Genomic DNA, 17527 nt, shown 5'->3' with positions numbered 1-17527 from the left:
TACATGCTTCCCACCTGGCACTGCTTCCTCTGGAACCTCAGATCCCAGTCTCCAGGTGTCCACGATCAAGGGGAAGCTTCACACACCGCTCGCCTGCGTTGCGACGGCGGCACTGAGACTTGTCGAAGGCCGGTGGGGGCCGTTGGCGGACTCGTGGTGGCCTGGGCAGACCCCAGGGCCCAGGACGCGAGGTGCCTTGCGGAGGTGAACCTGGCCATGTCGCCGCCGGTCTCCGCGATGATCACTTCGGCGACAGCCTGGTTGATGCCGGGGATGGTGAGCTGTACTGAGATTTGTGGAGTCCAGCTTGTTCTGATTGCTGGGCAGTTTTCAGGGGCTGTGTCCGCGTTGTTTGTAGTGGCTGATGCGTGCTTGGTGTTGGCGTCGTCGGCGCCATGTCGACCAGTGCAGGATGTGGTCGATGGGGGTGAGGCGGCGGTCGGTGAGGCGGGTGATCAGTCGTCGGATCTCGGCGAGGCTGAGATGGATGAGCTGGGAGGATCCGTTTCTGCTTTCTCTGTGTCCAGCTCTCGGGCTCGCAGGACGGTGAGGCAGGCGTGGGCTGCCATGGCCAGGGTCATGTGGCGGTGCCAGCCGGGATAACGGCGAACCTGATAGTCGTCCAGGCCGCACTCCTGCTTCGCGGTCTGGAAGCATTCCTCCACGGCCCAGCGGCTGCCCGCAATGCGGATCAGTTCGTCCAGCGTGGTGTCGGCCGGGCAGTAGGCGATGTAGTAGGAGATCTCCTCGGGGCGGCTGACGCTGCGGCGGGCGAGAACCCAGTGCCGACGGTCCTCGCGGTGCCAGGGCCGCACTTCGACGCGGGCCCAGTCGTAGATCCGCCGGCCGTGGGCTCCCTCACCGCAGGAACGGCGCTTCCACTTCTGCCGTGGCAGGCCGGGAAAGAGGTCGTGGACGGGGTGATCGATGGACCAGCGGGTGACGACAGTGTCGTGCCGGGTGGTGGCCATGACGTGGAAGACGTCCGCCTGCTCCAGCTCGAACCGCCAGCCCTTGCTGAAGCCGTAGGCGGCGTCCGCCGTCACCCAGCCGAAGGGGATCTTGTCGGCGATGGCCCGGCGGACCATCGCCTTGGCCATCACCACCTTCGTCTCGAAGGCGACACTGTCGTCGATGCCCGCCCGCCGGCATCGCTCACGGTCATCCGTCCACGACGTGGGCAGATACAACCGCCGGTCGATCAGCGTGCGTCCGCGGCCGGTGGCATAGGCGAGGAACACACCGATCTGGCAGTTCTCCGTGCGTCCGGCGGTGCCGGAGTACTGCCGCTGGACCCCGGCCGAGCGGGTGCCCTTCTTCAAGAAGCCGGTGTCGTCGACGATGAGCACCGCTTCGCGGTCACCGAGGTGGTCGACCACGTAGCGGCGCACGTCGTCGAGGACCTCGTCGGCGTCCCACTCGATCCGGTTCAGCATCCGCTGGATACGGTCCGGCCCACCATGGCCCGCCTCCTCGGCCAGCGTCCAGCCGTTCTTGCGCTGCAACGGAGCGATCAGCCCTCGCATATAGGCCAGCGCCGACTCCCGCGGCTCCGACCGGCTGAACCGGTGCACGAACCGCCCGTGCACCGCATCCAGTTCCCTCGCCCACGCACACACATCAGCAAGGTCCCCACCCATAACCACACCAACGACGCACCTGGCCAGCAGTCACGGTAAACACCGTTGCAGTACTGGCCCGTGTTGCGGAAGTGGGCGGTCAGGTCCGCTATTCGTCCCGCGCGCTCACCGGTTGCGGCCAGGGTGACGGTGTGGCTGTCCGAGGGCTGTTCTGCCGAATCTGATCTGCTGGTCAGGGCATATGGGACACCGGTCTGCTCACGCCGGCAGGCAGAGCCCGGGCAAGGGAAGACGGGCGTCATCAGCAGGCTGTCCTTGGTCGCAGGACCCTCCCGCCAGACAACGGTGCGTCACCTTCGACGAACTATCAGGCTTCGTAGTGTTGACAGCAACCCCTTGGCCTCCACCTTGTGTGTGCGGCTCTTCCGTCCGGGTGACGTAGGCGTCCCAAGAATCCCGGGCGGTGGGCTGCTGTGGCCTTTTAGTGCTGCGCAACTCGTAGCGCACCGGGAGCAGCCGTAGCCCACGCACCACCGGGCCTGAACGCCACGGCAATTGGTCGGGGGGCAGCGTGAGTTCCACCCTGGAGAAGTGCTCGAAGATCCGGGCCACTGCCGTGGTCACGATCATGCTGGCCAGTTCACGGGCGGCGCTCGGGCACTGGTGCGGGCCCGCTCCCCATCCCAGATGCGCTCGTGTACTGAGATCGTGGGCGAACAGCTTGGAGGAAGTCATTGCCTGCAGGTCTTGGTGGGCGGCTGCGGCCGATACCGAGACGGCGTCGCCTGACCGTATCCAGAAGTTACCCATCCTCACATCGCGGGCGGCGAAGCGGAAGCACATGTTCGCAGTCGGCGGATTGATGAGCGCGACGCGGTTGGCCGATTCGCTGAACAAGCCGATCGAGGCGCTGTGCCGCACTGCGTCATTGCCGCGTAGCACCTCGAGCAGGGTGTTCAGCACCATAGAGCCGGTGATGTCGTTGAGGTATACGGCGTTCATGAACAGCTCGCGCCCGAGCTGCTCGTCGGTGAGCTGGGGATCCGCGAGCAGCATGTACGACGTAAGATCGTCGCCAAGTGCCGCCCGGCGGTGGGCGGACAGTCGGGTCATGGCAGTGAGGGCCCTGCTGGTGGCCAGTCCGGCGGTGGGCCCGCCGTCCAGCATCCGCCACAGGTCCATCACCAGTTCGTCGCTGAGATCGCCGGGGAATCCCAACAGATTCGCAGTCGTCATCAGGAGCAACGGCCTGGTGTACTGGGCACACAGATCAACGAATCCCACTGGACCCGACTCTGCGGCGAGTGTCGCGATGAGACCATCCGCGTGCCTGAGGACGGTCAGGCACAAATCCCGCCCCTGGGGGGTATCCCAGCTCATGAAGGGGCGAAGGGCAGAGTGGTGGGTTCGCCGGGCGCGCACGTGCTCGTCGCCGTCCATGAACATGGTCTGCCGAACCTCGTAGCCTGAGAGGAAGGGCCAATCACGCGGCAGCAAGCCCTCGTTCCTCGCCCTCCAGTGCCGAACGTCGCGGCGCCACAGGCTGTCGTTCCGCAGTACCTCTACAGCCTCCCTGTAGTCGAGAACCAGCCACACTGGAACACCCATGAGCGCCACAGGTGCGACGGAACCGAAAGTGCTGCGCAGCCGCTCGTAGATCCCGCTGGGGTTAGCGTCGAACTCGGCCGTGAGCAGTGGCTCCACGGGGAGCGACTCAAGCGTCGGGCTGCCTGGTGGCGCGCTCTCGATCTTGTCCATACGACTACGTATATCCACAGAAACTTAAAGTTTCAAGGTTTTACCAAGGGATATGCGTACAGGCGCTGCCATTCGCCACATTTCCTCCGCGAGCGAGCGCTTTGAAAGGGAGGCTTCCATCCCAGGGCGCGAGCAACCAGGGGAAAAATCCTTCCCCCTCAGCTTGGTTGCGAACGATGCGAGGCTGGCGACGCGCGGCGGCGGTTCACCGACATCGTTCTGACGAGCCAGGTCGGCCTGTAGGGCCGAGAGGATCCCCATAACAGCTACCCGCGAGCACCTTCCGGCCAGCACGGCGGTGACGGCACGTACACCGGACGGCTGCGAGGAATGCCTGGCAATCGGCGGGCACTGGGTGCATCTGCGGCTCTGCCTGACCTGCGGACACGTCGGGTGTTGCGACAGTTCCCCGGGCAAACACGCTACCGCTCACTTCAGCAGGACTGGCCATCCGGTCATCCAGTCCTTCGAATCCGGCGAGGACTGGCGCTGGTGCTTCATCGACGAGCAACTGGTGTGACGGTTGCTCAGGAGGGCTCCATGAACACTCCCAATCCGGTGATCGTGACCGTCGACGACGCCCCGCGGTGTCCCGCGCAGTCGCGCGAGACCTCAGACGCCGCTACGGCGACCGCTACCGGGTGGTGCGCGCAAACAGCGGCGAGGAGGCCCTGGAGGCACTGCGCGAGCTCAAGCTGCGCGGCGAGCAGCTCGCGCTGATGGTCGCCGACTACCGGATGCCGAAGGTGAACGGCGTCGAGTTCCTTACAGTAAGGCCGCGATGGACCTCTTCCCACTCGTCCGGCGCGTGCTGCTCACCGCGTACGCCGACAACGGTGCGGCGATCGACGCCATCAACGTGGTCGACCTCGACCACTATCTACTCAAGCCGTGGAACCCGCCGGAGGAGCACCTGTACCCGGTCATCGACAGCCTCCTTCAGGCGTGGCAGGCGACACCGGACCCGGCCGCGTCCGACGTCCGGGTGGTCGGGCACCGCTGGTCGGCGCCGTCCTTCGCGGTGCGGGACTTCCTCACCCGGAACCTCGTGCCCTATCGCTGGCTGCTGGCCGACGAGCCGGAGGGCGGCCGGCTGCTGGCCGCCGCCGGGCTCACCGCCACCCAGGTGCCGCTGGTGGTCACCGCCGACGGGACGACCCTGGTCAGACCGAAGGAGGCGGAGCTTGCCACCCATGTCGGGCTGAGTACCGCGCCCGCCGCCGAGCTGTACGACCTGGTGGTGGTCGGCGGCGGCCCGGCGGGCCTGGGCGCGGCGGTGTACGGGGCGTCCGAGGGGCTGCGGACGGTCCTGGTGGAGCGCCGGGCGACCGGCGGGCAGGCGGGGCAGAGCAGCCGTACCGAGAACTACCTCGGTTTCCCCGACGGGGTCTCCGGCGCCCAGCTGGCCCACCGGGCCCGGCGCCAGGCGGTGAAGTTCGGCGCGGAGCTGCTGAACACCCGAGAGGTAGTGGCGCTGGAGCCGGCCGGGTCCGCGCGGGTGCTGCGGTTCGACGATGGGTCCGCCATCACCGCCCAGAGCGTGATCCTGGCCACCGGGGTCTCCTACCGGCGGCTCGCGGCGCCTGGCCTGGAGGAGCTGGCCGGCTGCGGCGTCTTCTACGGCGCCGCCCGCAGCGAAGCTCCCAGCTGCAAGCAGGAGGACGTCTACGTGGTGGGCGGCGCCAACTCCGCCGGGCAGGCCGCGGTGCGCTTCTCCCGCTACGCACGGCAGGTGCACATCCTGATCCGCGGCGACGATCTCAGCCGTTCGATGTCGAGCTATCTGATCAGTCAGATCAACGCCATCGACAACATCACGGTGCATCCCGGTACCGAGGTGGCAGCCGCAGAGGGCAAGGAGCACCTGGAGCGGCTGACTTTGCGAGACAACCGGTCGGGAACCACGAGGACCGTGGACGCCCGGTGGGCTTCGGCATGGAGGGCGCACGCCGAGACGGCGTACGACCTCCAGCCGGTGCGCTGTCGCCGGCAACCGGTGCGCTTGCCGCCATGGCGGCATCCTCGCCCGCGGCAAGCCGCATGGACGGGGACATCGCCCCGGCGTGAACCTCGCAGCCTTGGCTCGACACGAGCCGCGGTCCACGACAGGCGACTCATCGCACGGCCGTCGCAATGCGCATCGGCCGTGCGATCCGTATGACCGGATCCAGGGCTCACGAGATGTGACCCTAACTGCTGCGAAACGACGTCGAAACATCTACTGTGTCTACTCAGCGGAGACGATGATTCACTTCAGTGAACAAAAACTTCAGGAGTCATCATGACCGACAACCTCGACCTGGCCGCCCTCTGTGAGGCCAGCGGCACCAAGTTCCTCCTGGCGCTCTTCGTCGACCTCAACGGCAAGCCGTGTGCCAAGCTCGTGCCGGTCGAGGCTGTCGACGAGCTGGCGACGGAGGGTGTCGGCTTCGCCGGGTACGCCGTCGGCGCGATCGGGCAGGAGCCCAAGGACCCCGACCTGATGGCGATCCCGGACGTCGCCTCCTTCACGCCTGTCCCCTTCGTCAAGGAGGGCCTGGCGATTGTCCACTGCGATCCCCACGTGGAGGGCGAGCCGTGGCCCTTCGCTCCCCGCGTGATCCTCAAGCAGGTCATCGCCAAGGCGGCCGTGGCCGGCTTCGCGCCCTACGCCGGCGCCGAGGTGGAGTACTTCCTCCTCAAACGCGACGCGGCGGGTGCCCTGGTCCCGGCGGACAGCGACGACGTCGCGGCCCAGCCGTGCTACGACGCACGTGGCGTCACCCGGATGTATGACCACCTGACCTCGATCAGCACCGCGATGAACCGGCTCGGCTGGGGCAACTACGCCAACGACCACGAGGACGGCAACGGTCAGTTCGAGCAGAACTTCCAGTACGCCGACGCCTTGACGACGGCCGATCGAGTCGTCACCCTCCGCTACCTGCTGAGCGTGCTCGCCCAGGAGCGGGGCATGATCGCGACCTTCATGCCGAAGCCGTTCGCCAACCGCACCGGCTCCGGCCTCCACCTCCACCTCTCCCTGCGCGACACCGCGACCGACACCCCGGTCTTCCCGGCGAGCAGCGAGGGCGACGAGGACTCGGTGGGTCTGGGGCTGTCAAAGACGGCGTACTCCTTCGTCGCCGGCATCCTGGAGCACGCGACCGCGCTGCAGGCGGTGATCGCGCCGACGGTCAACTCCTACAAGCGGACCGGCGCGGCCGCCTCCAGTGCGAGCGGTGCGACCTGGGCGCCCAAACTGCCGACGTACGGTGGCAACGACCGTACCCACTACGTGCGCATCCCGGACAACCAGCGCATCGAGCTGCGCGGCGGCGACGGCGCGGCCAATCCGTATCTCGCCATCGCCGCGGCCGTGGACGCCGGCCTCGACGGCATCGCCAGTGGCCTCTCCCTCGGCGAGGTCGGCACCGGTCCCGAAACCCCCTTCCCGCTGACGCTGCTGCACGCCGTCGAGGCCTTCGAGGCCGACGACATCGTCAAGGGAACCCTCGACGTCGCGGGCCCGGGGGTCGCCGACTACTTCGCGAGCCTGAAGAAGGACGAGTTCTTCGCCTACCACGCGGCGGTCTCCGGCTGGGAGCACGACCGCTACCTCACCGCCTTCTGAAGCCGGTCACCCGAGAAAGGGACTCAACTCATGTGTGGAATCGTCGGGTTGCACCTGCGCAGCCCCGAGCTGTACTCCCGGCTCGGTGAGCTGCTCACCGGAATGCTGTGCGAGATGGAGGACCGCGGCGCGGACTCGGCGGGCATCGCCGTCTACGGCAACGAGGACTGGTCGCCGCGCGGCCGGGGCTCCGTCTCACTGATCGACATCGACGTGCCCGGCGAGACGGTCGCGGCGGCGCTCGGCGCCGAGACCGGTACCGAGGTGACGGCCCTCACCGTCGACAACGTGGTGCTCGCCAGCGCGGACGTCGACTCGGAGGTACTGCTGTCCGCCGCGAGGAAGGTCTACCCGCACGTCCTCGTCGGCGGCTTCGGCGAGGACCTCGCCGTCCTCAAGGGCGTCGGCTCCCCCCGGGCGCTGGCCGAGAGCTGGGGACTTGCGAAGGCGCAGGGCTGGCAAGGCGTGGGCCACACCCGTATGGCGACCGAGTCGGCGGTCACGTCGTCGGGCGCGCACCCCTACGCCGTGGGCCCGGGCGAGTGCCTGGTGCACAACGGCTCCTTCTCCAACCACGCCACGATCCGCCGCGACCTGCGGGCGGTCGGCGTCGAGTTCGACTCCGAGAACGACACCGAGGTCGGCGCCCGCTTCGTCGCGCACCGGCTCGCGGACGGCAAGGGCGTCGACGAGGCGCTCACCGACCTGACCCGGACCTTCGACGGTTTCTACACCCTGCTGGTCTCCAACCGCGACAGCTTCGCGGTCGTCCGCGACGCCATCGCCTGCAAGCCGGCCGTCATCGCCGAGACCGGCGACTGGGTGGCGATGGCGTCGGAGTACCGGGCCCTCGCCCATCTGCCCGGAGTCGAGAACGCCCGGATCTGGGAGCCCGAGCCCGAGGTCATCTACCACTGGAACCGCCAGGAGGTGTCGGCATGAGCTCCGCCGACGAGGCAGTGCCCGTGTTCGACCTGAGCACCACGGCCCTGCGTGAGGTCAACCAGGCACTCCACGCCGCGGGCCTCGAAGGTAAGTACGTGATCGAGAACCCCCGCGGCGCCCACAACGTCGCTGTCGGCCTCGACGCTCCGGTCAAGGTCACCGTCAACGGTCACCTCGGCTACTACGCCGCCGGCATGAACCAGCAGGCCGACGTCCTGATCAACGGCAACGCCGGGCAGGGTCTGGCGGAGAACATGATGAGCGGCACCGTCCGTGTCACGGGCTCGGCCTCACAGTCGGCCGGGGCCACCGGCCGCGGCGGTCTGCTGGTCATCGACGGCGACGCCGGCGCCCGCTGCGGCATCTCGATGAAGGGCATCGACATCGTCGTCGGCGGCGATGTCGGGCACATGAGTGCCTTCATGGCACAGAAGGGCCGTCTGGTGGTCCGCGGGGACGCGGGGGACGCGCTCGGCGACTCGCTCTACGAGGCCCGCATCTACCTGCGCGGCACCGCCAAGTCGCTCGGGGCCGACTGCGTCGAGAAGGAGATGCGGCCCGAGCACCTGGAGGAGCTGGCGGGCCTGCTCAAGGCGGCCGGTTTCGAGAACGACGACCCGGCGTCGTACACACGCTACGGCTCGGCCCGCACTCTCTACCACTTCACCCACGAGAACGAGTACTGAGGCAGGACCCGATGACCCTCACCCCCGATGACCGGGCCCGGTTGGGCCTTCGCGAGTCCGCGACCTTCGACCGGGCCACCATCGCCGCGATCCAGCGTGCCGCCGAGACCGGCGTCTACGACATCCGCGGCTGGGGCGCCAAGCGTGCCCTGCCCCACTTCGACGACCTGCTCTTCCTGGGCGCCTCGGTGTCGCGCTACCCGCTGGAGGGCTACCGCGAGCGGTGCGGCACCGATGTGGTGCTGGGCGCGCGCAACGCCAAGTACCCCATCCGGCTCGACATCCCGGTGACGATCGCCGGCATGAGCTTCGGCGCCCTCGGCGCAGGCGCCAAGGAGGCCCTCGGCCGCGCGGCCTCGGCCACCGGCACCTCCACCACCACCGGCGACGGCGGCATGACCCCCGAGGAGCGCGGCCACTCCAAGACGCTGGTCTACCAGTACCTGCCCAACCGCTACGGCATGAACCCGGACGACCTGCGCCGTGCCGACGCCATCGAGATCGTCCTCGGCCAGGGCGCCAAGCCGGGCGGCGGCGGCATGCTGCTCGGCCAGAAGGTCTCCGAGCGGGTCGCGGGCATGCGGGACCTGCCCGCCGGCATCGACCAGCGCTCGGCCTCGCGCCACCCCGACTGGACCGGTCCGGACGACCTCACCATCAAGATCAACGAGATCCGCGAGATCACCGACTGGGAGAAGCCGGTCTACGTCAAGGTCGGCGCCTCGCGCACCTACTACGACGTCAAGCTCGCCGTGCACGCCGGCGCGGACGTCGTGGTGGTCGACGGCATGCAGGGCGGCACCGCCGCCACCCAGGACGTCTTCATCGAGCACGTCGGCATCCCGACCCTCGCCGCCGTTCCGCAGGCGGTGCAGGCGCTCCAGGAACTCGGCGTCCACAAGAAGCCGGACGGCGTCCAGCTCATCGTCTCCGGCGGGATCCGCTCCGGCGCCGACGTCGCCAAGGCGCTCGCCCTCGGCGCCGACGCCGTCGCCATCGGCACCGCCGCCCTCATCGCGCTGGGCGACAACGACCCGAAGTACGCCGCGGAGTACGAGGAACTCGGCTCGGCGGCCGGGTTCTACGACCAGTTCCAGGCGGGCCAGGACCCCGCGGGCATCACCACCCAGGACCCGGAGCTGCAACAGCGGCTCGACCCGGTGGAGGGCGGCCGCAAGGTCGCCAACTACCTGCGGGTGCTGACCATGGAGGCCCAGACGATCGCCCGCGCCTGCGGCAAGGCCCACGTCACCCACCTCGAACCCGAGGACATGGTCGCCACCTCCATCGAGGCGGCCGCCATGGCCCGTGTCCCGCTCGCGGGTACCTCCTGGATCCCCGGGCAGGTGTTCTGATGGCGACGAAGGCAGTGGTCGTCGGAGGCGGCCTGATCGGACTCTCGATCGCCCGGGCACTGACGCAGCGCGGACTCACCGACGTGCTCGTCCTGGAGCGGCACCAGCTCGCCGGCGGCGGCACCGGCAAGTCCAGCGGGATCGTCCGCGCGCACTACGGCGTGCCCTCGATCGCCGCGATGGCGTGGCGCAGCGTGCCGGTCTTCGAGGAACTCGGCGACCGGGTCGGCTTCCGCCAGGTCGGCTACACCGTCATCGTCGGTGAGGAGAACGCCGAGCCGCTCCGGGCCAACACCGTCATGCACCAGGGCCTCGGTATCGAGGTCGACCTGATCGACAACGACAAGCTGGCCGGGCTGTGGCCGATGATGGAGACCGGCGACGTCGCGCTGGCGTCGTACGAACCGCGTGGCGGGTTCGCGGACGCCACCCAACTCGCCCTGCACTACGGGCAGGTGGCCCGTGACCACGGCGCGCGCATCCGGCAGAACACCCCCGTCGCCCGCATCCTCACCGCGGGCGACAAGGTGACGGGTGTGCAGCTCGACAGCGGTGAGGTGGTCGACGCCGATCTGGTGGTCGTAGCCTCGGGCTGGTGGTCGGCGAAGCTGCTCGCCGACCTCGGGATCGACTTCCCGATCGAGGCCTACCGCTCGGAACTCCTCATCGTCGACGCCGGCGAGCCGCTGCCGGACCTCCCGGTCGTCTCCGACCTGGTGAGCCTGCAGTACTGCCGGCTGGAGGGCGCGGGCCAGTTCCTCGTCGGCAACAGCGACCACGCCGACTTCCAGAAGAAGTTCGTCGACCCCGACAACTACTCCAACATCGCCGCCGAGGCCAGTATCGAGGCGTACGCGGAGAAGGTGATGCACCGCTTCCCGGGCTTCCCCGACCCGTCGGTCACCCACACCTACGCCGGCGTGTACGACGTCCCGCCGGACTGGAACCCCGTGATCGCCCCGGTCAGAGGCATCGACGGCCTGATCCTCTCCGCCGGCTTCGCCGGCCATGGCTTCAAGATCAGTCCGGCTGTGGGCGACCTCGTCGCCGACCTGGTGTTCGAGGGCGACAGCACCGACCCCGACATCCCCGCCTCGGACTTCCGCCTCGAACGGTTCGCCGAGGGCAAGCCGCTGAACAGCCTGCACCCCTATGTCGGTGCCGGCGAGATGCGGTGACGTGACCGGGATGCTCGACCCCTCCCGGGTGGCCCCGACCCCCTGGCGCAACGGTGCCGGAGCCACCCGGGAGCTCGCGACCGGTACGGACGCGTCCGGCCGGGTCCTGTGGCGCGTCAGCGTGGCCGATCTCGACCACGACGCGCCGTTCTCGACGTTCCCGGGGCTCGATCGCCTCTTCGTCGCGCTCGGCCCCCTGCGGCTGACGGTCGACGGGCGGCAGCGGCGGCTCGCGGCCGGCGACCGGGCGCGGTTCGCCGGCGAGGCACCGGTCACGGTGGCCCTCGACGCGCCCACCCGGGCGCTCAACGTGATGACGCGACGCGGCGCGTGCCGGGCGGAGGTGATCCTCCGGCCGGCGGCCGCTCCTCACCTCCCGACCGGCGTCACCGTCCTGCTGGACGAACTGGCCGCCGACGTACGACTCTTCAAGGAACCCGATGACTGACACCGTTTCCTCCCTGCTCGCCGAAATCGCCGACGTCGGCACGGACCCCCAGCGCGGCGGCTACACCCGGCCCGTCTACTCCGGTGCCGAACTCGACCTGCGCTCCTGGTTCGTCGCCCACGCGCAAAAGCGCGGGCTCGACGTCGAAACCGACCGCAACGGCATCATCTGGGCCTGGCACGGCGGCGTCGGCGACGGGGCCGTCGTGACCGGCAGTCACCTCGACTCCGTCCCGGGCGGGGGCGCGTACGACGGCCCCCTCGGCGTGGCCTCGTCGCTGGTCGCCTTCGACCAGCTCGACGCCCGCGGCGTCGCCGGGCGGCGCGCGATCGCCGTCTTCCCCGAGGAGGAGGGCTCCCGCTTCGGCGTGGCCTGCCTCGGGTCACGGCTCCTGACGGGCGCGATCGACCCCGACCGGGCCCGGTCGCTGACCGACACCGACGGCGTCACCTTCGCCGAGGCGGCCCGGCGCAACGGCCTCGACCCCGCACACCTCGGCCCCGACCCCGAGACGCTGGCGCGGATCGGCACCTTCGTCGAGCTGCACGTCGAGCAGGGGCGCGGCCTCGTCGACCTCGACCGGCCGGTCGCGGTCGCCTCCTCGATCCTCGGGCACGGGCGCTGGCGCATCGCCGTGTCCGGCGAGGGCAACCACGCCGGCACCACCCTCATGACCGACCGGCGTGACCCCATGGTGGCCGCGGCGCTGCTGGTGACCGAGGTGCGGCGCCTCGCCCGCGCCGTCCCGGACGCCCGAGCCACCATCGGCCGGCTCGTGCCCGTGCCCGGTGGCACCAATGTCATCGCCTCCCGGGTGGACCTCTGGCTCGATGTACGCCATCCCGACGACACCGTCACCCGCCACCTCGTCGACGAGGTCGGGCGGGCCGCCCTCAAGCTCGCCTCGGAGGAGGGCTGCACCGCGGAGATGACCGAGGAGTCCTTCAGCTCCACCGTCGACTTCGACCCACGGCTGCGCGACCGGCTCGCCGGCGTGCTCGACGCGGCGCCGCAACTGGGCACCGGCGCCGGCCACGACGCCGGCGTCCTCAAGAACCACGTGCCGACCGCGATGCTCTTCGTACGCAACCCAACCGGCGTCTCGCACGCCCCCGCCGAGCAGGTGGAGGACGCCGACGCCGAGATCGGCGCCACGGCGCTCGCCGACAGCTTTCAGACACTGCTCTGCCGGTGAGACGGACGCGCAGCCCAAGGGCGGGAGGGCCGGGCGTGCCGCCGCGGCGCCAAGTACTGCTTCAACAGACGCAACGCGACCCGGGAGATGGCGTCGGCCGACGGGCCGGACGCCGGCACTGAGCTGTCGAATGCCCTGGGCATCAGGGCATTCGAGGAGAAGACCCCGGTGGCGGCCGGGCAGTGCACCAAGGTCAACCCGGCGGCACGTGCCGCCGGGGTGGGCTGAGCAGGGCGCGCCCTGGGACGAGGACCCGACCGACGGGCAGCTCCATCGAGGTCGCCGGAACGACACTGCGGATCCCGAACACACCCGAGCACGCCCGCGGCGCGGTCTGCTGCCTCCACGCCCCGACCTGGGCTGCGTGTTCACCGCAGACACCCCGTTCAAGGGTGGCTCCGGCACGACCGGCCAGTCCTACCCCGACCGGCCCGTCCTCGAGTCCATCCGCACGGCCCTCTTCACCCTCCCCGAGGAGACCGTCGTCCACACCGGACACGGCGAGGACACCACCATCGGCGCCGAACGCGACTCGTTCCAAGCCCTGTCGTCACATTTCCGTCTGCCCCGCGACGGGCAGGAGCCCCGAACCGTCTCTGCTGGACTGAGGTTCCTGCCGTCCGCAGCAACCTGGATGGGGGCCTCAGTTGGTGCCGTCGGGGAAAGCGATCACGGAGAGGAAGCGGATCGGTAGGTCCACGAGGTCGACGGGGCCGTGGGCTCCCTCGCCGTCGAGGATCAGGGCGTCGCCCGGCTTGAGGCGGTAGACACTGCGTCCGTGGCCATAGTCCATCACGCCTTCCAGCATGTAGATGAACTCGGTGCCGGGGTGCTGGAAGAGTGGATAGGTCTGGCTCTTCGCGGTGAGAGCCACGAGCAGGCACTCGAGGCGCTTGTGCTCACCGCGAAGGGATCCGAGGAGCTTGTAGTCATGCCCCACCTGGCTGCCGTTGCGAACGATCGGTGTGCCTCGCCCCGCCTTCACATAGGAGGCCGGGCGCTCGGCGTCAGCTCCGCGGAACAGTGAGGTCACTGGAATGTCGAGGCCTTTGGCCAGCAGGGAGAGCGTGCTGAGGCTGCACGAGGTCTGGGCATTCTCGATCTTGGAAAGCATCGCTTTGGAGATACCGACCTTGGCCGCCAGGTCGGTGACCGAAAGCCCGCGCTGATGGCGCAGTTCACGCACGTTGCGGGCGATCGCTGCCTCGAGCTCGAGCGTCTCGATCGGCTCGTCGGCATGGCGGTCGCGTGCCGTGCCGACGTTGCGCAGCAGCGCGTTCGATTCTTCTCCCATAAGTACACCCTAACGTCACAGCGTCCACTGCCAGTGGCCGCGGCTCGGCCGGCTCGTACCGGAACAGGAGCCGCCCCCACTGCGGTTGTCAGGCCGACGAGGCCGATGAACGCGCGGCCACGGCGGCCGCCGCCTCGAAGAGTGCCCGCCGGAACAACCGCGCGGCCGGGGCGAGTGACCGTGGTTCGGCGACGTACATCACGGTGGTCGGGCAGGAGACGATCCGGGCCACTCGGACCGACGCGGGCATGAATGACGTGACCGACTCCGGCAGCAGCGTGAATCCCACACCCGCGGCGACGAAACCGAGCGCCGTCTCCTGGTGGACGACGCGGGTCCGCACGCGAGGGAACGGCATGCCGTTGAAGATCGGCCTGATCTCCGCCACGAAGCCGGGCATGTCTCTGGCGGGGAAGAAGATCAGCGGTTCGCGTGCCAGGTCCTCGGCGCTGACGAGCTCGTTCGCGGCCAGTGGATGGTCCTTCGGCAGGCAGGCGACGATCTGTTCTTCGTAGAGTCTCCTGGTCTGCAGGTCGAGGGCGCCTGCTGCGCCCCTCACGATGCCGATGTCGATCGTTCCCTCGTGCACTCTTTCCACCTGCTCGGCGCTGGTAAGCGGTACGAGTTCGATGTCGAGGTCGGGCGCCTGCTCACGGAGGCTCCGGACGGCATGGGGCAGGATCGAGTAACTGGCCGAACTCGGGAAGCCGACCCGGAGGCGCCCTGCCCGACCGCCCGCGACCTGTTCCAGGTCTGCCGTCGCCTGGTCGACCTGCTCCAGGATCGCGACGGCGCGGCGGTAGAACTCGGCGCCCACCGTCGTCAGTTGCACGCTCCTCGTCGTCCGCTCGAACAACGGGAAGCCGACCTCCCGTTCGATGCGCTTGATCTGGGCACTGAGCGGTGCCTGGGACATCTGCAGACGCTGAGCGGCACGCCCGAAGTGCAACTCTTCGGCGACCGCGACGACGCACCGCAGCTGGCGAACCTCCACGGGTACAACCCTAAGAGATTATTTCTTGAATCGGCATAATTCAGCCTCGATTGATATTGGACACGCACTTCCTGGGGGGATGTACTCGTGTGGTGTCCCTGGCCCGCTTCCCGTACGTGCAGAGGCCACAGGCACCGGTCGCCTTCGTGACGGTGCACCCCAGGTCCCCCAGCGAACGCATGAGGACAGCCCCCAATGATGATCACAGTACTGGTGAAATACGTGCCGGACGCGACTGCCGACCGGCAGTTCGAGCCGGACCTCACCGTCGACCGTGAGCAGGTCGACGGTCTGCTCTCCGAGCTCGACGAGTACGCCGTCGAGCAGGCGCTTCGGATCAAGGAGGAGCGCGAGGACGAGGACGTCGAGGTCACCGCCCTGGCCGTCGGCCCCGCCGACGCGGAGGCCGCGGTCCGCAAGGCCCTGCAGATGGGCGCCGACAAAGCCGTGCTGGTCTGTGACGACGTGATCGCCGGCTCGGACGCGGTCGCCACCTCGCTGGTGCTGGCCAAGGCCGTCAAGAAGGCCAACGGCGGTGTCGTCCCCGACCTGGTCATGTGCGGCATGGCCTCCACCGACGGCGGAATGGGCGTCGTCCCGGCGATGCTGGCCGAGCGTCTCGGCCTGCCGCAGATCACCCTCGCCTCGGCTGTCGAAACCGACGGCGACCAGGTACGCGTCAACCGCGACGGCGACGTCGCGACCGAGACCGCCGGCGGCACCATGCCGCTCGTTCTCTCGGTCACCGACCAGTCGGGGGAGGCCCGCTACCCGTCGTTCAAAGGCATCATGGCGGCCAAGAAGAAGCCGTTCAGGACCCTCGACCTCGCCGAACTCGGCCTGGAGGCCGGCCAGGTCGGCCTCTCGGGGGCGTGGACCACCGTCGAGGCCGCCGACGCCAGCCCGGCGCGTACCGCCGGTGAGATCGTCAAGGACGAGGACGGCACGGGCGCCAAGGCGCTCGCCGACTTCCTCGCGTCGAAGAAGTTCATCTGAGGCAGGGGAGTCAAAGAACAATGACGGAGATTCTGGTTCTCGTCGACCACGTCGGCGGCGTTGTCAGGAAGCCGAGCTTCGAGCTGCTGACCATGGCCAGACGGCTCGGCGAGCCCTCCGCCGTCTTCATCGGCGACGCCGATCAGGCCGCCACCGCCGCCGAGGCCGTCAAGGCGTACGGCGCCGGCAAGGTCTATGCGATCGACGACACCGAGATCAAGGGCTACCTCGTGGCCCCGAAGGCCGAGGCTCTGCAGCAGCTCGCCGCCGCCACCGACCCCGCCGCGATCTTGCTCCCGTCCTCGGCGGAAAACAAGGAGATCGCCGGCCGCCTGGCGATCAAGCTCGGCTCCGGCCTGATCACCGACGCCATCGGCCTCCAGGCGGGCTTCGTCGCCACCCAGTCGGTGTTCGCCGGAACCTACACCGTCAGGGCGAAGGTCACCCGAGGCACTCCGATCATCACCGTCAAACCGAACTCCGCCGTGCCGGAGGAGGCCGTCGGCGCCGGCGCGCTGACACCGTTCACGGTGACGGTCTCCGACGCCGCCAAGTCTGCCCGAATCGTGGCCTTCGAGCTGCGCCAGGCCTCGGGGCGTCCCGAGCTGACCGAGGCCGCGATCGTGGTCTCCGGCGGCCGCGGCACCGGTGGCGACTTCGCCCCCGTCGAGAACCTCGCCGACGCGCTGGGTGCCGCGGTCGGCGCCTCGCGTGCCGCCGTCGACTCGGGCTGGATGCCGCATACCTTGCAGGTCGGCCAGACCGGCAAGACCGTCAGCCCGCAGCTGTACGTCGCAGGCGGCATCTCCGGTGCGATCCAGCACCGTGCGGGCATGCAGACCTCGAAGACCGTCGTTGCCGTCAACAAGGACGAGGAGGCGCCGATCTTCGAGCTCGTCGACTTCGGTGTCGTGGGCGACCTCCACACTGTCCTCCCTGCCCTTACCGCCGAGATCAACCGGCGCATGAGGCTGAGCGTGGGATGACGTCATAGGAGTCGCCCTTGGTCGGTCGCCGGAGACGTTGCCATCCTGTCCACTGCTTTGATGGCCGGTGCGCCTTCCGGTGGGACGCGATCTGCTGTGCCGAGCCGCGCCGCCTCCCCGGCTCCGAGTTCGCCGGGAAGCTGTTGAACCGCCGGTTCCCGACGACGCTTCACTGTCTTCGGCCCAGGCTTGCACCGTCCCGGCCTGGGACGCCTCAAGCTCGGGTCGGCGCCAGCTGCTGGATGCACGGTGATCCTCAAGCCGTCCCCGGAGACCCCCTTGGGGGCTACGTGCTCGTCGAGGTTGCCGAGGAACTGGTCGAGGGGCGCGACCGGAGGGCCTGGCCGCCGTCCTGGGCGGTTTCACCGGCCCGCCGCTGCACCACCCGGACGCCGACGCCTCGCCGCCTGCGTGCGCCGGGCCGCGGAACTGGGTGCCGATGTGATCACCCGCTGCCGGGGCGAGGACATCGACGTCCGGGCGGTGGGCGGACGGCGGG

At 69.1% G+C, this 17527-nt stretch carries 15 protein-coding genes and 2 pseudogenes; 12 read left to right on the top strand and 5 right to left on the bottom strand.

Going from position 1 to position 17527, the window contains the following annotated elements:
• Positions 1-65: 65 nt before the first annotated feature.
• The 3 genes from ABT300_RS15080 to ABT300_RS15070 form a co-directional block, all read right to left on the bottom strand.
• Complete coding sequence (locus ABT300_RS15080) at positions 66-275, bottom strand: transposase (protein ID WP_502977942.1); 210 nt, start codon at positions 273-275, stop codon at positions 66-68.
• Positions 276-455: 180 nt separating this feature from the next.
• Positions 456-1640, bottom strand: coding sequence for an IS701 family transposase (locus ABT300_RS15075; protein WP_351675145.1), 1185 nt, complete (start codon positions 1638-1640; stop codon positions 456-458).
• Positions 1641-1838: 198 nt separating this feature from the next.
• The gene (locus ABT300_RS15070) at positions 1839-3338 is read right to left on the bottom strand and encodes a cytochrome P450 family protein (RefSeq protein WP_351675143.1); all 1500 of its coding nucleotides are present in this window, start codon (positions 3336-3338) and stop codon (positions 1839-1841) included.
• A 259-nt stretch (positions 3339-3597) separates the two neighbouring features.
• Between ABT300_RS15070 and ABT300_RS15065 the strand changes: the two genes are divergently transcribed.
• From ABT300_RS15065 to ABT300_RS15020, 10 genes and pseudogenes are all read left to right on the top strand, one after another.
• Positions 3598-3858 carry a UBP-type zinc finger domain-containing protein gene (locus ABT300_RS15065; RefSeq protein WP_351675153.1) on the top strand — a complete coding sequence of 87 codons (261 nt, stop codon included), beginning with the start codon at positions 3598-3600 and terminating at the stop codon, positions 3856-3858.
• Positions 3859-3878: 20 nt separating this feature from the next.
• Positions 3879-5265, top strand: a pseudogene (locus ABT300_RS15060) (NAD(P)/FAD-dependent oxidoreductase); the annotation flags it as partial.
• A gap of 354 nt (positions 5266-5619) precedes the next feature.
• A complete protein-coding gene (gene glnT / locus ABT300_RS15055) occupies positions 5620-6951 on the top strand; it encodes a type III glutamate--ammonia ligase (RefSeq protein ID WP_351675141.1) in 1332 nt (443 codons plus the stop codon).
• Positions 6952-6981: 30 nt separating this feature from the next.
• Positions 6982-7893, top strand: coding sequence for a class II glutamine amidotransferase domain-containing protein (locus ABT300_RS15050; protein ID WP_351675139.1), 912 nt, complete (start codon positions 6982-6984; stop codon positions 7891-7893).
• On the top strand, positions 7890-8582 hold the full coding sequence (locus tag ABT300_RS15045; RefSeq protein WP_351675137.1) for a GltB/FmdC/FwdC-like GXGXG domain-containing protein: 693 nt from the start codon (positions 7890-7892) through the stop codon (positions 8580-8582). The genes ABT300_RS15050 and ABT300_RS15045 overlap by 4 nt, the downstream gene beginning before the upstream one ends.
• 11 nt (positions 8583-8593) lie before the next feature.
• The gene (locus ABT300_RS15040; RefSeq protein ID WP_351675135.1) at positions 8594-9937 is read left to right on the top strand and encodes an FMN-binding glutamate synthase family protein; all 1344 of its coding nucleotides are present in this window, start codon (positions 8594-8596) and stop codon (positions 9935-9937) included.
• Positions 9937-11115 (top strand): NAD(P)/FAD-dependent oxidoreductase, encoded by a 1179-nt coding sequence (locus tag ABT300_RS15035; RefSeq protein WP_351675133.1) that lies wholly within the window; start codon positions 9937-9939, stop codon positions 11113-11115. Before ABT300_RS15040 ends, ABT300_RS15035 begins: the two co-directional genes overlap by 1 nt.
• 10 nt (positions 11116-11125) lie before the next feature.
• Entirely contained in the window at positions 11126-11563 is a 438-nt protein-coding gene (locus ABT300_RS15030) for a HutD/Ves family protein (protein ID WP_351675151.1), read from the top strand.
• Positions 11556-12758, top strand: a complete 1203-nt coding sequence (locus tag ABT300_RS15025; RefSeq protein WP_351675131.1) for an allantoate amidohydrolase — start codon at positions 11556-11558, stop codon at positions 12756-12758. Before ABT300_RS15030 ends, ABT300_RS15025 begins: the two co-directional genes overlap by 8 nt.
• 30 nt (positions 12759-12788) lie before the next feature.
• A pseudogene (locus ABT300_RS15020) lies at positions 12789-12983 on the top strand (S-(hydroxymethyl)mycothiol dehydrogenase); the annotation flags it as partial.
• Positions 12984-13401: 418 nt separating this feature from the next.
• Here ABT300_RS15020 and ABT300_RS15015 read toward each other — a convergent pair.
• Together ABT300_RS15015 and ABT300_RS15010 are read right to left on the bottom strand one after the other, a co-directional pair.
• A complete protein-coding gene (locus ABT300_RS15015) occupies positions 13402-14052 on the bottom strand; it encodes a helix-turn-helix domain-containing protein (RefSeq protein WP_351675128.1) in 651 nt (216 codons plus the stop codon).
• Positions 14053-14140: 88 nt separating this feature from the next.
• Positions 14141-15046 carry a LysR family transcriptional regulator gene (locus ABT300_RS15010; protein WP_351675125.1) on the bottom strand — a complete coding sequence of 302 codons (906 nt, stop codon included), beginning with the start codon at positions 15044-15046 and terminating at the stop codon, positions 14141-14143.
• A 195-nt stretch (positions 15047-15241) separates the two neighbouring features.
• Here ABT300_RS15010 and ABT300_RS15005 point away from each other — a divergent pair, with 195 nt between their 5' ends.
• Entirely contained in the window at positions 15242-16042 is an 801-nt protein-coding gene (locus ABT300_RS15005; protein WP_502977941.1) for an electron transfer flavoprotein subunit beta/FixA family protein, read from the top strand.
• A 20-nt stretch (positions 16043-16062) separates the two neighbouring features.
• Positions 16063-17028 (top strand): electron transfer flavoprotein subunit alpha/FixB family protein, encoded by a 966-nt coding sequence (locus tag ABT300_RS15000; RefSeq protein WP_351675122.1) that lies wholly within the window; start codon positions 16063-16065, stop codon positions 17026-17028.
• Positions 17029-17527: the final 499 nt, after the last annotated feature.

Source organism: Streptomyces sp. NPDC001027, from assembly GCF_040299045.1.
Taxonomy (GTDB): domain Bacteria; phylum Actinomycetota; class Actinomycetes; order Streptomycetales; family Streptomycetaceae; genus Streptomyces.
This window is presented reverse-complemented; position numbering and strand designations above follow the sequence as displayed.

What these genes read in the sequence shown, in the direction of transcription:
- ABT300_RS15040 (WP_351675135.1), top strand. Translation starts at nt 8,594, where the DNA reads ATGACCCTCACCCCCGATGACCGGGCCCGGTTGGGCCTTCGCGAGTCC.
- ABT300_RS15035 (WP_351675133.1), top strand. Translation starts at nt 9,937, where the DNA reads ATGGCGACGAAGGCAGTGGTCGTCGGAGGCGGCCTGATCGGACTCTCG.
- ABT300_RS15070 (WP_351675143.1), bottom strand. Translation starts at nt 3,338, where the DNA reads ATGGACAAGATCGAGAGCGCGCCACCAGGCAGCCCGACGCTTGAGTCG.
- ABT300_RS15045 (WP_351675137.1), top strand. Translation starts at nt 7,890, where the DNA reads ATGAGCTCCGCCGACGAGGCAGTGCCCGTGTTCGACCTGAGCACCACG.
- ABT300_RS15005 (WP_502977941.1), top strand. Translation starts at nt 15,242, where the DNA reads ATGATGATCACAGTACTGGTGAAATACGTGCCGGACGCGACTGCCGAC.
- ABT300_RS15015 (WP_351675128.1), bottom strand. Translation starts at nt 14,052, where the DNA reads ATGGGAGAAGAATCGAACGCGCTGCTGCGCAACGTCGGCACGGCACGC.
- ABT300_RS15025 (WP_351675131.1), top strand. Translation starts at nt 11,556, where the DNA reads ATGACTGACACCGTTTCCTCCCTGCTCGCCGAAATCGCCGACGTCGGC.
- glnT (WP_351675141.1), top strand. Translation starts at nt 5,620, where the DNA reads ATGACCGACAACCTCGACCTGGCCGCCCTCTGTGAGGCCAGCGGCACC.
- ABT300_RS15050 (WP_351675139.1), top strand. Translation starts at nt 6,982, where the DNA reads ATGTGTGGAATCGTCGGGTTGCACCTGCGCAGCCCCGAGCTGTACTCC.
- ABT300_RS15030 (WP_351675151.1), top strand. Translation starts at nt 11,126, where the DNA reads ATGCTCGACCCCTCCCGGGTGGCCCCGACCCCCTGGCGCAACGGTGCC.
- ABT300_RS15000 (WP_351675122.1), top strand. Translation starts at nt 16,063, where the DNA reads ATGACGGAGATTCTGGTTCTCGTCGACCACGTCGGCGGCGTTGTCAGG.
- ABT300_RS15075 (WP_351675145.1), bottom strand. Translation starts at nt 1,640, where the DNA reads ATGGGTGGGGACCTTGCTGATGTGTGTGCGTGGGCGAGGGAACTGGAT.